General features: G+C 44.4%; 11 protein-coding genes. 6 read left to right on the plus strand and 5 right to left on the minus strand.

Annotation, left to right across the window (positions count from 1 at the left end; all coding sequences use genetic code 11):
* The first annotated feature begins 124 nt into the window (after positions 1 to 124).
* Positions 125 to 1,435, plus strand: a complete 1,311-nt coding sequence (locus A7985_RS13350) for an amidohydrolase (RefSeq protein WP_065791265.1) — start codon at positions 125 to 127, stop codon at positions 1,433 to 1,435.
* A 19-nt stretch (positions 1,436 to 1,454) separates the two neighbouring features.
* Here A7985_RS13350 and rluA read toward each other — a convergent pair whose 3' ends face one another.
* Together rluA and A7985_RS13360 are read right to left on the minus strand one after the other, a co-directional pair.
* Positions 1,455 to 2,108 (minus strand): bifunctional tRNA pseudouridine(32) synthase/23S rRNA pseudouridine(746) synthase RluA, encoded by a 654-nt coding sequence (gene rluA, locus A7985_RS13355; RefSeq protein WP_065790965.1) that lies wholly within the window; start codon positions 2,106 to 2,108, stop codon positions 1,455 to 1,457.
* Positions 2,109 to 2,191: 83 nt separating this feature from the next.
* The gene (locus A7985_RS13360) at positions 2,192 to 2,953 is read right to left on the minus strand and encodes a DeoR/GlpR family DNA-binding transcription regulator (protein WP_065791266.1); all 762 of its coding nucleotides are present in this window, start codon (positions 2,951 to 2,953) and stop codon (positions 2,192 to 2,194) included.
* A gap of 138 nt (positions 2,954 to 3,091) precedes the next feature.
* Here A7985_RS13360 and A7985_RS13365 point away from each other — a divergent pair, with 138 nt between their 5' ends.
* Positions 3,092 to 3,751: an HAD-IA family hydrolase gene (locus A7985_RS13365; RefSeq protein ID WP_065790966.1), complete on the plus strand. Its 660-nt coding sequence runs from the start codon at positions 3,092 to 3,094 to the stop codon at positions 3,749 to 3,751.
* Positions 3,739 to 4,026 (plus strand): hypothetical protein, encoded by a 288-nt coding sequence (locus tag A7985_RS13370; RefSeq protein ID WP_065790967.1) that lies wholly within the window; start codon positions 3,739 to 3,741, stop codon positions 4,024 to 4,026. Before A7985_RS13365 ends, A7985_RS13370 begins: the two co-directional genes overlap by 13 nt.
* A 42-nt stretch (positions 4,027 to 4,068) precedes the next feature.
* Here A7985_RS13370 and A7985_RS13375 read toward each other — a convergent pair whose 3' ends face one another.
* Positions 4,069 to 5,556, minus strand: a complete 1,488-nt coding sequence (locus A7985_RS13375) for a hypothetical protein (RefSeq protein WP_065790968.1) — start codon at positions 5,554 to 5,556, stop codon at positions 4,069 to 4,071.
* A 195-nt stretch (positions 5,557 to 5,751) separates the two neighbouring features.
* Entirely contained in the window at positions 5,752 to 8,649 is a 2,898-nt protein-coding gene (rapA, locus tag A7985_RS13380) for an RNA polymerase-associated protein RapA (protein WP_065790969.1), read from the minus strand.
* A gap of 424 nt (positions 8,650 to 9,073) precedes the next feature.
* Between rapA and A7985_RS13385 the strand changes: the two genes are divergently transcribed.
* From A7985_RS13385 to A7985_RS13395, 3 genes are all read left to right on the plus strand, one after another.
* Positions 9,074 to 10,474 (plus strand): PhoH family protein, encoded by a 1,401-nt coding sequence (locus A7985_RS13385; protein ID WP_065790970.1) that lies wholly within the window; start codon positions 9,074 to 9,076, stop codon positions 10,472 to 10,474.
* Between the two features lie 180 nt (positions 10,475 to 10,654).
* Positions 10,655 to 14,398: an ATP-binding protein gene (locus A7985_RS13390; RefSeq protein ID WP_065790971.1), complete on the plus strand. Its 3,744-nt coding sequence runs from the start codon at positions 10,655 to 10,657 to the stop codon at positions 14,396 to 14,398.
* Complete coding sequence (locus A7985_RS13395; protein WP_065790972.1) at positions 14,399 to 15,301, plus strand: diguanylate cyclase domain-containing protein; 903 nt, start codon at positions 14,399 to 14,401, stop codon at positions 15,299 to 15,301.
* Between the two features lie 68 nt (positions 15,302 to 15,369).
* Here A7985_RS13395 and A7985_RS13400 read toward each other — a convergent pair whose 3' ends face one another.
* Complete coding sequence (locus A7985_RS13400) at positions 15,370 to 15,735, minus strand: DUF3192 domain-containing protein (protein ID WP_065790973.1); 366 nt, start codon at positions 15,733 to 15,735, stop codon at positions 15,370 to 15,372.
* Positions 15,736 to 15,770: the final 35 nt, after the last annotated feature.

Raw genomic sequence — 15,770 nt, forward strand, 5'->3', positions numbered from 1 at the left:
GTAGATCAAAAGCAGCAATCAAGAGGAGTTTGATCCAAACCCAATAGTGGTTCATAAAGTAGTTGCAATTGTGTTCTTTTGTTTGCAATCTGGTGTGACTTATAGGCTCACTAATAATAAATATATGAAAACACTAATCACGTCTCTTGCGTTACTTTGCGGTGCTAGCTCCGTTTTGGCGAGTACATTGGATCAACAGGTAGCGCGTGCGATGCCAGCGCTTGAAGCGCTGTATCTCCACCTTCATCAAAACCCTGAGTTATCTCTGCAAGAAGAAAAAACAGGCGCGCGGCTAGCCTCTGAGCTAAAACAATTGGGTTTTAATGTGACTGAACGAGTCGGTGGCTTTGGCGTCGTTGGCTTGCTAAAAAATGGTGAAGGCCCAACAGTGATGATCCGCGCAGATACTGATGGGTTGCCAATTGTTGAACAAACAGGGAAGCCTTACGCCTCTAAGGTTAAAGTTAAAGACGCCAACAATAATACTGTTGGTGTAATGCATGGCTGTGGGCATGATATTCATATGACAAGCTTTATCGGTGCTGCCGAGCAGCTGGTAGCGAATAAAGATAAATGGCAGGGTACCTTAATGATGGTCGCACAACCGGCAGAAGAAGTCGGTGCAGGTGCCAAAGCCATGTTAAAAGAAGGGTTGTTTAGTAAATTTGCTAAGCCTGATCATGTGCTTGGCCTTCATGTGAGCGCGGCATTACCTGCGGGTAAGGTTGCGATCTCTCCGGGTTATGCATTGGCAAATGTAGACTCTGTAGACATTATTGTAAAAGGTCAAGGTGGCCATGGTGCGTACCCACATACCACAATAGATCCGGTTGTGCTGGCATCGCGCATTGTGCTTGGGATCCAAACGATCACCAGCCGTGAGATCTCGCCATTAAAGCCTTCTGTGATCACGGTGGGATCGATTCACGGTGGATCGAAACACAACATCATTTCAAATGAAGTTAAATTGCAACTGACTTTACGATCTTACGATAGAGAAGTTCGAGATCAACAAATTGCCGCGTTGGAACGCCTGACCAAAGGCATTGCGCAAAGTGCGGGGTTACCAGACTCACATGCCCCTATTGTTTACGTGCACGAAGAAGAGAGTATTCCATCGACATACAACGAACCAGCCCTCGCTAATCGAGTGAGCGACAGCATTCGTAAAGAACTGGGAGCATCTCAAGTGGTCAAATCTGAACCTGTGATGGCAGGAGAAGATTTTGGGCTGTATGGCCGCACAGAAGACAATATTCCGATCACTATTTTTTGGTTAGGTGGCGTAAACCCTGAGGCGTATCAGCGTGCGCAGAAGAGTGGCGAACCGTTACCTTCGTTGCACTCTAGTAAGTTTGCGCCGGATTACCCACTGGCTATTAGCACTGGGGTAAGAGCGATGACGGCCAGTGCTTTAGATCTGTTCAATCAATAGTATTGACTGAGCACCAGGTTTAGAAAGGATCTGGTGCCTCAAAGTGCATCATGTCGCCACTTATCGGGTGGCAAATTTGTAACATTTGAGCATGAAGCTGCAGCCTTTTTTCAGCGGCTAGCGCGTCGCCTTGGGCATACAGTCTATCACCCAAAATAACATGTCCTAGAGATAGCATATGAACACGCAGTTGGTGAGAGCGGCCTGTGATGGGGGTCAGGGACACACGTGTCGCATTGTCTTCATGTTCAATCACTTCAAAGTGGGTCAAAGAAGGTTTACCAGACTCATGACAAACCTTTTGTTTTGGTCGATTTGGCCAATCGCAGATGAGCGGCAAATCCACTGAACCGTTTAACTGTGCTAGTTGGCCATGCACCCTCGCTACATAGCGCTTCTTGGTTAACCTATCTTGAAATTGAATGCTCAAAAACCGGTGTGCTTCTTTGTGCATTGCCAAACAGAGCACGCCAGAGGTGGCCATATCTAATCGGTGTACTATTTTGGCATTGGGATAAACACGATTAATTCGCGAGATGGCACTGTCTGCATGCTTTGGATCCTTGCCCGGGACAGTTAACAAACCACTGGGTTTGTTGATCACAAGCATGTGATCGTCTTGATATATAATCTCAATATACGGATCAAGTGGTGGGTTATAGTTTAGAAGCACTGCATTATTCCAAAGTAGATCAAAACCCGCCTATTTTAACTGCCAATACGTAAAAGGCCAAGCAAGCAGTTTTGGCACGTCTATTAATCAGACACCACTTCGAGCGCTATACCTAGCTCGGTGATACTTGATTGCACATCAGGACGCAGTCCTTGATCAGTAATGATGTGATGGATCTTCTGAGCGGGCACGATCTGATAGGTCATAGTTTTATCTAGTTTGTCGTGAGGGCCCATTAATACCGTGCGATCCGCTTGCTCAATGGTTGCTCTTAGCACTTCCGCTTCTTCAAAGTAGTTAACGCAAAAGCCATGTTTAACATGAAATGCGCATATACCCATAAATACTAAATCAAAGCGGATCTGCTTGAGCATCTCAATTGCATTATTACCTACTGTTCGCATAGCCGGCTTGAACATGCGGCCACCCAATTGGATCACTTGCACTTGAGGATGTTGCATTAAATCTTGAACAATGAGTGGGCAACCTGTGACAACCGTTAATGGCAAATTGGCAGGTAAATTTTGTGCAAGGTAGCGGCAAGTTTCTCCGGAATCAATCACAATTGTTTGCCCTGCTTCTAGCATCGCCAGCGCGGGTTGTATAAAACGCTTTTTAGAGGGATCTGGTGTGTTTAATCGATCGAAGTAGTCAGGCGTGTTCTCTTGCAATACAAGCGCACCACCATGTACGCGGCGAAGTAGCTTTATTTCGCCCAATTTATTGAGATCTCGTCTGATCGTATCTTCGCTGACAGCCAGAAATTTTGCGAGATCAACAGAGGTGATCCGGCCATGAATATTAAGTTGTTCTAAAATCAATTGGTGTCGTTCTGCTAATAACACTTTGCATGTTCCTGCGCTTTTTTGCCGAATTTTACTTGATCTTTGGGGAATGGCAAGGCTATTATTTGCATGTTTCAGCCTGTTTTTGCATTTATTTATACTTTTATGCATGTTTTTGCATATTGAAAAGGAGGTAATATGGAATATTTCTGTGATCTATCTGGGTATCTCGGTGTGATATTTGATATGGATGGTACATTGGTAGATTCTGATAAAGCCATTGCTAAGGCGATCGCGCCTTGGTGCAAAATGCATGATCTTGATCTGGACATGGTATTAAGAGAGGGAAGAGGCATTCGTTTTGAAGATTTTATCAGTCGTTTCGTACCGCATTTAGATATTCATCAAGAAGCGCGAAACTTAGAGGGGGCTGAAACGACATTTGCAGACAATGTCTGCGAAATTATAGGTGCAAATGCATTTATTGAACATTTAAGCCGCTTGCAATTGCCTTGGGTACTGGCGACCTCTGCAGATCGTGAAAATGCCGTGAGCCGCATGCAAAATTGTAACCTGCCAGTCCCTGCCTTAATGATCACCGCCGAAGATGTGCTACGTGGCAAACCGGATCCTGAACCATTCGAAAAAGCCGCAAATAAACTGGGTATATCCAGTCGTAAATGTTTAGTGTTTGAAGATTCCATAGCTGGGGTAAAAGGCGCGCTGGCTGCCGGTTGTGATGTGGTCGTTGTGGGAGGGTTTTGCCAAGTCGAGCACCCCAACATTGTGGCCAGAATTTTAGACTACAACAACTGGAATGAGGCTTTATCAGCAAAGGTGAACACATGCTCAAATTAAGTTGGTCAAATTTCTTATCTAGTAATGCGCGATATTGGGACATTGCTGGTATTTTGTTTGGTGCTATTGCTGGAATCGCACTGCTTGGGCAGCTATTGAGTGAGATGGAGCGACAGGGAGACAGTACGCTATCCATGACATTTTTATTTGGCTATGTTGTGGTGTTCAGCTTTTGGTTGCTCTACGGCATGCGTTTCAAACGGCCTGCAATTATTGTCACTAATCTCGCATGTTTGGTTTTACAGTCTTGGATAGTCGTGGTGGTATACACTTAACCGTTAGCTTCAGGGGGATAAAGCGCCCCTGAAGCGCATGTATTAATCTTCTATATAAGGCCCTGCGTCATGGCTAAATTTAAACACAGCGGAGTGTCCAGTGAGACAGCTTTGCCCATCAGGGTAATAACATACTTCGATGCCATCACGTCTAAACTGAGTCATTTCGTACACCATTTTTTGTTCATTGATTAAGGTGTGCAGTTTGCCATCAATGATAGAAAATGTACCAGTTCCCTGTGGTGAGGTGACTTCGGATACCGCGTGGCCATCAGGGGTTGGCATCATATTGAAGAAATAAGGTATGCTTTCTCCTTCTGATTCTAATGTCATATTGGTATAGCCAAGAAAGCTGTCGGAAAAGGCATTTGCCCCTAGCTGATCGCGTACTTCAACTTTAATGATCCTTTTCCCCTGCATTTTTAAAGGGCCCTGTGGGTAGAATTCGGAATAGAAGTAAAAATTGACATAAAGCGTATTCCCTTTTTTCGCCAGTAATTCGTAGTAAAACTGACAGCTGACATAACAGCTATTGTCAGGGCAACGCAATACAGTACCTAGCTCCGGGTGATCGAGCTTCTCTCTGTTCAGTTGTCCCAAATTGTCGATGGACCATTGTGAGGCGGTGTGCGCGATATTGGCCACTGCAATTTGATCTGGGTAGTAGTCATGATATCGACCAAATGCATGCCACTGACCTACTACTTGCTCATGAGTCAGCACAATATCTTGTTTTTCTATCATTAGACCGTGTAACCAACGCGCCGATTTGGTTGTTTTGTTGACTTGTTTGGCCACAAAACTTAGCCCAATATCATCAATATAGTCTATGACCCTAAGTACATATTTAATCGGTTTATCGCCACTGTGATATTGAAGGATGAGTCTTTTTCCTCTCACTTTCCAAGTGAGCGTGCTCTGAGTATTATCCCAATGTTGAACGCTGCCCGTGCCATCGTCATTAAAAGTCACTCTGGCTGTGCTGGCGGCTTTAAACCAAGGGACGTCGTCATGCGTTACCTCATCCATCACCTCGATGTCCCAAGTTTTGTTGACCAGTTGTGTTTGCCACTTTTTAAGCTGACGTTGCTTCATCAGTTTGGCACTGTTTGTTTGAGTGTATGTTCTGAGTACCTTTTGCGCTTCTTTGTGCCAAATTTGAATATGTTGAGTGTAGTGTGTGTCTTGCCCTTGGTTTTGAGTATTTATCGTCAAAGCTGTTAACCGATAGACATGTGTCTCGTTTTCAGCCATCAACTGTTCATATTGAGTGAGGGGCCTATCGAGCTGAATGTGAAGTTGTTGCTCAGGTGTCCATTGCCACTGGCCAGTTGTTTCCAGATCGCCAAACAGCGTCACTTGTTTATTTGGTTTAAATGTGAGCTTATAGGCCTGATTAACAACATCGTGATCTATGAGAAAGTAGTGCCCTTGGATTTTACCGTGGTGTTTAGCGAATACAGTTGCTGAGATAGAACTCAACAGCAGCATAGCGCACAGAAGTAGTGAGTTTATTCGTGTTATTTTCATTATTTATCGTTTCCTTGATTGTATAAATCTTATTCAACTTAGCAATAAAGGATTTGATATACAATGTGCTGGTTATGAATTAAATAATAAAAAAGTATGGGTGTACTTTTGTATGGCAGGAATGAGAAAACGGATGCGTTGTTTGAAAGTAAGGTAACGAAACGGTGTTTCGTTACCTTATGAATTTGTAGCAGCTTATTGGTTAGACACCACGATTAAGCGAATGGCATCTAGTTTCACTTGTGCTTTTGAGATGTGTTCACTCAATTGGGCTTTTTGCTTATCGAACACCTGAATCTCTTCATCACGAATGTTCGGGTTGATAGCTTTAAGCGCACTTAAGCGGTTTTGCTCCTCTTCTAAGCGCGTTTGCATATTGCTTTGTGCTTGAGTTTGCAACGTATCCAATTGTTGGTTTGCAAGTTCATTTGCCTTAGCTATAAGTGGGTGGATCCCCGACTGTAAAGCGTTTGCCAGCTTACTCGCTGTTTGACGTCCAACGGCTGACAGCTGCTGATTAAATGCATCAAAAGCGACATTGTCTGCTAAGTTGTTCCCCGCTTTATCCATGAGTACACGGATTGGTGTCGGTGGCAAGAAGCGACCAATTTGTAACGACTTAGGTGCAGATGTCTCGGCAACAAAAATCAGTTCAACAAAGAACGTGCCGACAGGCAGTTTATTGTTTTTCAGTAGAGCCACCGAGGCACAGCCAAAATCATCGTCACAGATCATATCCATCACGCCTTCAACCATTGGGTGGTCCCAGCTGATAAACTGTGCATCTTCTTGAGACAATGAGGTTGAGCGGTCAAATGTGACTGTAATACCATCATCCTTTAAGCACGGGAATGACGGGTTAAGCATATGCTCTGTGGGCTTGAGGATAATGGTGTTTTCACCTTTATCTTCTTGGTTTACGCCAAAGGTATCAAACACATTGATCATAAATGCCGGCAGAATAACATCGTCATCTAGTTGCTCTATTTCGCTGACAATCTGCTCTGCACGGCCTTGGCCACTAGAGTGTAGTTCAAGCAAACGGTCTCGACCTTGTTCCATTTTTGCGCGCAATACTTTGTTCTGTTTGGCAACTTGTTCCAGTAATGGATCTAGCTCTTCTTCATCACAATTATGTGCGCCAATGAACTCCAGTAAGTCTTCGCTGAATTCTTTGTACAGGAGTTGGCCAGTCGTGCTGGTGGTTTCAAACGCATCAAGGGCTTCGTCATACCATCGGAGCAATACTTCTTGTGCTGTATTACTGAAATAGGGCACATGGATATTCACATCATGCTGCTGACCGATGCGGTCTAAACGACCAATGCGCTGCTCTAATAGATCTGGATTCAACGGTAAATCAAATAACACAAGATGATGTGAAAATTGGAAATTACGGCCTTCAGAGCCAATCTCAGAACACAGCAATACCTGAGCACTGTCGTATTCATCGGCAAAGTAAGCCGCTGCACGGTCACGCTCAATAATCGACATGCCCTCATGGAATACCGCAGAGCGTATGCCCTCGCGTTCTCGCAGGGTTTGCTCTAAGCTGATGGCTGTTTGAGCTTCAGCACAAATCAATAGTACCTTCTCGTGTTTGAGCTCTTTTAGCTTTTCGATTAACCAGCTAACGCGCGGATCAAACTGAGTCCAGCTGGCACTTTCCCCTTCAAATTCTTGGAAGATTTTTTCTGGGAACAAAGCTCGTAATGCGCTCTTTTCTGCACTTTGAATGCCCCCAATATTGCCTAATACAGACATGGCTGTTTTGTACTGCTTTGGCATATCTACGGGGTATGCATGGACTTTACGGCTTGGGTAGCCATCAATGCCACTGCGGCTATTACGGAATAAGATACGCCCAGTACCGTGGCGATCTAGCAGCATGCTTAGCAATTCTTGTTTTGCACTTTGCTCACCGCTATGGACTTGACTTAACAGCTCAGAAATATCCGTTTCTTTGAGTAATTCTGTGATGGTTTGCGTTGCGGTATCATCCAGCGTGCCATCTTGTAACAGCTTGTTAGCGGCGTCTGCGATGGCCTTGTAGTTACTTTCTTCGTTTACGAATGCATCGTAATCATAAAAGCGGTCCGGGTCTAACAACTGTAGGCGCGCGAAATGACTGCGGTGGCCGAGTTGATCTGGTGTTGCAGTCAAAAGAATAAGCCCTGGTATATCTTGGCTCAGCTCTGCGATACGTTGATATTCAGTGCTTGGCTTGTCTTTTTCCACCGTCAGGTGGTGAGCTTCATCAACCACGAGTAGATCCCAGTCAGCCAGTGTCGCCTGTTCAAACCAGCGACGCTTTTTGGTGATAAACTCTAGGCTCACTAGCACCAGCTGTTCTGTTTCAAATACATTCGGAGAGTCGGCGAAAGCCTCGTCGCAACGTTCTTCGTCAAATATAGAAAAACGTAAGTTGAAGCGTCGTAACATTTCAACGAGCCACTGGTGTTGTAAGCTCTCTGGCACAACAATAAGCACACGGTTGGCACGACCCGTTAAGATTTGCTGATGCAGGATCATGCCGGCTTCAATGGTTTTACCCAATCCCACTTCATCTGACAGTAAAACTCGCGGAGCAAAGCGCTGACCAACCTCGTCGGCGATATATAGCTGGTGTGGGATCAAGCTCGCACGTTGACCAATCAAGCCCTTGAGATGAGATTGTTGACGGTTAAATTGATGCTGCCAAGTTTGGTAGCGCAGCGTGTAGCGATCAAAGCGGTCAACCTGACCGGCAAAGAGCCTGTCTTGCGGTTTGTTGAACTTAATAAAATGATCTAGAAAAGTCTCTTTTAGGCTAACCGTTTCTTCTGTATCTAGACGAACACCATGATAGCAAAGTAAATCTCCTTGCTCTTCAATGCTGTCGACACGCATTTCCCACTCTTCAACACTGCGGATCACATCCCCAGGGTTGAACGCTACGCGAGTAACCGGCGCTTCTTGTACAGAATAAACGCGGTTTTCTCCACTGGCGGGAAACAGAATGGTTACTTGTCGACCTTCTAAGCCGACAATGGCCCCTAAACCCAAATCTGATTCAGTATCGCTTATCCAGCGCTGACCTAAGGAAAAATTCATGGTTTTCTCATCTTCGCAGAAAAAAGGCGGCTATGTTACCGAGAAGCAATGCCTTGTTCAAGATTGTAAAAGCACATTAAATATGCCTTACCTCAGGTATTTAATGTGGTTTTGCACAGCGTCTTGTACACAATACAATTTTACGTCTCAGTAATTATTTTTTATTACGCAATATTGGTTCTTAAGCATAGCCAAAGTTTATGTGCATTGAAGATAAAATATACGAACTTGCGAGGTAAAAAAAGTACTCTGTGGTGATTTTTGTATTTGCTATGGGAACTGTTGCAAGCGGATCGGTTTGAGAAGTTTCTGTCATAAAAACGACTTTTGTGACAAATAGACTAAAATTAAGTTAGAGCTTTGTTTTGTGTGGCGAGCAGCACAAAGTTCATTCATAGAAATTGCAGACGAATAGGAATGCACTATGGGAAAAGATGACCTCGACCGGAAAATTTATGTTTTAGACACCAACGTTTTACTTCACGAGCCCCTCGCTTACCTCTCCTTTCAAGAACACGATGTAGTTATCCCTATGACAGTGTTAGAAGAACTCGACCATATTAAAGACCGCAAGCGTGATGTGAGTCGAGATGCACGTGTAGCGATCCGGAGTCTAGATGACGTGTTAACCAATGCAACACCAGAGCAAATGCTCGAGGGGGTTGATTTACCAAAGGTACAAAGAGATCCAAACAAACCCGCTAGCAGCGGCAAGCTGATTATTGTCAATGATCACCTCTATCCAGACAGTATTTCAGGCTTACCTGGCAATGAAAATGACCACAGCATAATTAACTGTGCGCTGCAGTTACAAAAACAATATGCAGACAAAAAAGTAGTGCTTGTCACCAAAGACATCAATATGCGCTTAAAAGCCAAAGGGGTGGGTCTGAAGTTTGTTGAAGACTACCGAACAGACCAGTTAATTGATGACATCAACTTGCTCACCTCTGGGTACAACAAATTTGAAGGGGATTTCTGGGCCACCGTAGGGGAGTGTCAAACTGAACAACAGGGCCGCTATAGCTTGCACAAAGTGCCTAAATCACGCATGCCGGAAGTGTTTTATAACGAGTATCTGTTAGATGGCAGCGAGCACTTTGCAGCAAGGGTAGTGGGGTACGATGAGTCTTATGTGACATTAAAAGACATTAGCGTAGAGCGACTGTTACATCAACAAGCTTGGGGAGTGAAACCAAAGAATGTGTATCAAGGCATGGCATTAGATGCTTTGTTGGATCCAAATATTGAGCTGGTGGTACTGACAGGGCCAGCGGGATGCGGTAAAACTTTGTTGGCGCTTGCCAGTGCACTTGAGATGATCATCGAAAAAGGGGTGTATGACAAGGTGATTGTGACACGAAATACCCCCGAAATAGCCGAAAGCATCGGGTTTTTACCCGGTACGGAAGAGGAGAAAATGGCGCCATGGCTTGCGGCCATTACAGATACTTTGGAAGTGTTACATAAACACGATGAAAGTCCGATCTCCAGCCGAAATTACATCATGGAAAAGGCCAATATCCAGTTTAAGTCGGTAAACTTTATGCGTGGGCGCAGTATCCAAAATGCTGTGGTGATCTTGGATGAAAGTCAAAATCTAACGGCTTCTCAGCTAAAAACTATCATCACGCGTTGCGGTGAAGGCACTAAGTTGATATGCACGGGAAACTTGGCGCAAATTGACAGTAATTATCTGACGCCAGTGACCTCTGGGCTTACCTATATTGTCGAGCGCTTTAAAGATTTTGAAGGCAGTGCGACGATTAACTTAAATGGCGTGGTTAGAAGCAGATTAGCCTCCTTTGCCGAGGAAAATTTATAACCTAACGGTGGTGAATTTCGTCATCATTTGTACAGTGTCACGCCAAAAAAGCTGCCTTTGATATGGCAGCTTTTTATTGCTAGTCGTAAATTTACTGCTGGTATGGAGATTAACTTGCTTATCGAAGTGGGGCTCGCTAACCTTTCAAAAAACAAGGAATAATTATTAACGGGTCTTTTAATGGACATTTTGTCAGAATTCCTGCCGCTAAAAACCTATCGTCGTTCAATTTGTGTTGCGCTATTTATTCCCCTAATTTTGGCGGTTGTGCTGTGCTTTCATTTATTCAATATCAAGCTTGAACGCCAGTATGAAATTTATCAGCTGCAATTCTCTTCGGCACTCGCACAGGTTGATCAGGCTGCGAGTGCTGCAAACACGGTTATTGGCAGTATCAAAAGAGGCTTGGACACGCCAATCAAATACCACCTGGATGACAGTGTCCAGCAGCAAGTACGCCAGCAACTCGGTTACTACTATCATCAACTGCCCGAACAGGGGGGAGAGCTTATTGGGCTTGGTACATATCAGGCATCCCCCCGAGTCATCGAACATTGGCTGCACGTTATGGCATTAGGGCCAAGTTTTGATACTGCATTAGCACTGATTTCAGAGTTAGAAGCCGTTGCTTATTTTAACGAGTACGGGTTTGCGTTTGTAAAACGCCGAGATAATGCGAAAAGTCATCTATTGACGGCCATCGTTGAAGGACGGTTTAGTCCTCGCAGAGGCGTAATTTCAACGCCTGACAGCAAGCATAGTCGTATATTCGGTAATGAATATTTCAGTATCACACAGCCGGTTAGTAGCGGTGGAAAATCACATATCATTTTAATTTACAATGCGGATAAAGTGACCGACTTGCTCGATGAGCTAGTATTTAGTGGCGGCGCCTTGGCGTTGGTTGACCATCAAGGGCGTGTATTGGTACAAAGTCGCAATCACGGCGCGCCCATCAACCTGCATAATAAAGAAAAAGCGTTGCCTTGGCGTGGTGGCGTTGAATTTCAAGGTGATACACAAAGTGCGCCATACACTTTGCGGTTCTCTCAATCTGAGTCGGATTTTACGGCCAGCGTTTATGTCGAAGTCTTGGTGGAATTGGGCTTTTTAGTCTTATTTATCTTGTTTACATTTTTCACGTTCACATGGCTTAACGGGCAGATTTTCATTCGTCCACTGAGGCACTTTGTCAATTATCTTACTAAGCAAGACTTGGTTGAAGAGCAGACCTTAAACTATCCAGTCCCAAAAGATTGGCAGCCGTGGTTTAGTGAGATTAAACGGGTAGTTTCACAGCGACAAAATGTGTTTGCACAAATGGAAACACACAATGCTCGACTAGACGAGCAAGTACAAAGGCAACGCCAAGCTCTTTCGAGGAGTTTTGAAGCCAAAGAGCGCCAAGCGGCGCTGCTTAATACGGTACTTAACTCAGTCCCCGATTTAATCTATTTCAAAAATATAGACGGCTCCTTTATAGGGTGTAATCAAGCGTTTGAGCGCTTTATCGGGGTGTCACAAGGAGAGTTAGTTGCTAAAGAGCATCATGAGGTGAGCCAAAAGTATTTTGATTTGCTGGATCTAGAGCATGCTATGGAGGTGCATAGCATTCCACTGACAGAAACGTTTAACTTTGATGATAAGTCTTATTTAGTTAGTGTCTCACCTCTGTTTGATGAGCAGGGCAAGCGCATCGGTAGTTTGGGTATTGCGCGAGACATTAGTGAGCAGCAGCAGGCGATGACAGCCTTGCGGGCCTCTGAGCAAAATTTCAGAGCCGCCATTGAACATGCACCCAATGGCATATTACTTGTTTCAACAGAGTGTATTGTACTCGAGTTCAACCGTGCAGTTCGTAAACTGTTAAACGGTGTAGAAGTGGGAATGCATATCGGTGGCTTATTTGACACAGAACAGTTAGACACCTTAAACAGTGTTTTACAGCAACTTTTAGAGGAGCGCAAAGGTGCCAAAGTACTGAGTTTGGCGCAGGTTGAGCTCGCCATCTGGTTACAGCTAAGTATTTCTTTGGTCTGGGATAAACAAAAAAATCCTAAATATTTTGTCATTCATGTTCAAAATGTCACGGCATTGACCCAAGCCAAAATTGATGCCGAGCGCGCTAACAAAGCCAAAAGTCGCTTTATTGCCAATATAAGCCATGAGATCCGCACACCGCTTAATGCGATATTGGGCCTGGTTGGCATTTTAAAACCCGCTTTGTCAAAGGCCCAAGATATCGAAAAATTGTCGCATATTGAAGGTGCCGCACAGCAACTACTGACCATGCTCAGCGATATTTTAAGTTTTGCTCGATTAGAAGGTGGACGCGGCAAGCTCAATCAAAAAGCTTTTTCAGCGATTAACTTAGTCAATAGTTTAAGTGCGTTGATCCAACCATTAAGTGACGCTAAAAATCTTGCATTACGATTGCAAGTCGGCGCAACCGTTTGGCCAGAATTTGTAGGCGATGAAGCGCGTTTAAAACAAGTATTGGTCAACTTACTGGGCAACGCGGTGAAGTTTACAACCAGTGGAGAAGTTGGATTGAGGGTCGAGTCAAAATGGGGAAAGGAAGGCGAGCAGTGGCTGTCATTTTCGGTGTTTGATACTGGCCCGGGCATTAAAAAAGCGGACCAAAAAAGGTTGTTTGATGCCTTCACGCAAGGTAACGAGTCTAATTCACGTGAACACGATGGGATCGGTTTGGGGTTAGCCATCGTGAAGCAGCAGGTGGGCCTGCTTGGCGGTAAAATTGAAGTGCGTAGTGAAGAAGGGTGTGGCAGTACCTTTGAGTTGGAGCTGATGTTACAAACAAAACCAAGTGCATCGTCGCAGCGAGAAACATCGATTTGTTTGATTTCGAGTCAGGATCAGCCCGCTTATTTAGATGAATATCACATTCAACATTTTGCAAATTTTGGTGAGGCTTTACACCATTTAGATGCCTTTACTTATGTGGCATGTGACAGTTTTGATGAATTGACCTATCTATGTGATCACTACAGCGAAACAGACACCTCGACCTGTAAGGGGCTGGTCATACCGGATAACTTGGACACCAATAATCATACGATTCCCTTGCCGACGTTTAAATTGCCAGCTCACGCTTTCTATCAATCTCTGTGTTTATCACCTTTTGAGTCCACTCTGACACCGTCAGAAGAAGCGCAAAGTCTATCCAATGCCCTGTGTGTCGTCGTAGACGACAACGAGCTCAACCTAGATATTTCTAAAACGGTGTTAAAGCAACATGGCGCAGCGGTGGTGGCATTAACCAGTGCGCAGGGTATTGTAGACATTTGCTCCAGATTACAACCGGATATGGTGTTGATGGACATCTATATGCCACATATTGATGGGTATCAAGCAACTGAATTATTACGTCGAGAGTTTGACCAAACGGCCTTACCAATCATTGCCTTGACTGCCAATGCCCACGAGCATGAGCGAGAAAAAGCGTTTGCCAAAGGTGTCAATGAGTTTTTGGTCAAGCCGATTTCTCCGGTCGAGTTAGGTGCTGCGCTTAAGCCATTTGCACGTAGTCAACACATTGTATTTGATAAAGACTTTGCATTTAAGCAACTGATGGAGAACCAATCATTGGTTACGGCAATGCTAGAGAAGTTTGCTAAACTGTGTGATGAATATACTGATCGTATTAACCAAGCGAGTACCCATAGTGAACTTGCAGATGTGGCACACAGTATTAAAGGCGCCGCAGGGGGGATTGGATTATTACGTTTAGCTGAGTGTGCAAAAGATGTCGAAGCAACAGCGAGACAGCGGGCTAAAAGCGTCCCTGTAGATAGTGCCCAAGTAAATGAAATTGCCGAGTCCAAAGACAGTCGAAGCGCAGAGTTAGCCTCGTTAGTACGTCAAGCCCAGCAGTTTATTTCATTCGAGATAAAAGGAAGTTAAATGCAAAAATCAGCCAATATCTTAGTGTTAGACGGGGACCCATTGAATCGTGTGGTGCTTGAAAACACCCTCAGTGAAGATCATCTTGTGATTAGCTGTTCAAGCAGTGATCAGGCATTTGAACGCTTGCTAAAAACCAAATTCGATTTAATCATTGTGGATATTTTGATGCCAGATGATGAAGGTCTCGACTTTTTGCTACAGCTCAAAGCCGATCCTATGTGTTATCAAATACCTGTTATTGTGATTTCAGCCAGTAACAGTTATCAAGATGAAGCTCGCGGGCTAATGCTGGGGGCGGTTGATTATATTGTGAAACCATTCAGCCCAAATATTGTAAAAGCACGCGTTAAAATACACCTCGCAATCAAGCAAAAAAATGATTTATTAGAGCGGCTTGCAAATATCGACGGCTTGACAGAAGTACCTAATCGCAGGGCACTAGATGAAACGTTGGCGCAACTGTGGTACCAAAGTCGTGATCAACATGTTTCTTTATCTATTTTGTTGGTCGATATCGATTACTTCAAAGAGTTTAATGACGCATGTGGCTATAGTGCAGGTGATGAATGTCTCGTGAAAGTTGCCAAAGCACTTGAAAGCATTACACAGCGGGTCGATGGTTTTGTCGCGCGCTATGACGGGGTGAGGTTTGTCGCCTTAGTCAATAAACGAGGGGCTGAGCAGGCGTTAGCCTTGGCTTCGGCAATGCATCAAGCGGTAGATGCCCTAGAGATCCCTCACCCGTGCTCGCCAATTTGTGCACATGTGACCATCAGTGTTGGGGTTGTGCATGTCAGTGATGACTTTTCTGGCGATCAAACTGAGAGTTTGGTTGAAGCTGATGAAGCCTTGGTTAAAGCGCATCAACTGCAAGAGCGAGTGGTACTTGTCAATCGATAACTGAGCAATAAAAAAGCCGCATTGAGCGGCTTATAACAGGGAAATTTGTTACGGGTTTTCGGTTGGTTTTATAAGTAGTTATCAACCGCAGATTGACCAAAGCCAATAAGCTTTTTGTCTTTAAATACAAGTGGTGTGCATTCATCTTTTGTGGTTTTGCCATCTGAGTGTTTGCTATTGGTGGCAAAGTAAAGCACCTGATATGTGTGGCCGTCCTTTGATACCGCTTCTGTAAAATCAGGCGTATCGAACTGTTTAATGACGTCTTTGTATGTCGTGCCCAGAGTAAGGTTGCTTATTTTTTCTCTGTTACTTTCGTGTGTGGCTTCCCAGTTGCTGTTGTAATGGCGCATTTCACCATCCGATACCGCAACGATACAACCAGATAAAAGAGTCGTGCTTAATAACGCAGTGGCAACAAGTAGTTTTTTCATTTTTATATCCTCTGTAACTCAACATATGGCGATGT

It is taken from the genome of Pseudoalteromonas luteoviolacea (assembly GCF_001696455.1).
Lineage (GTDB): Bacteria > Pseudomonadota > Gammaproteobacteria > Enterobacterales > Alteromonadaceae > Pseudoalteromonas > Pseudoalteromonas luteoviolacea_C.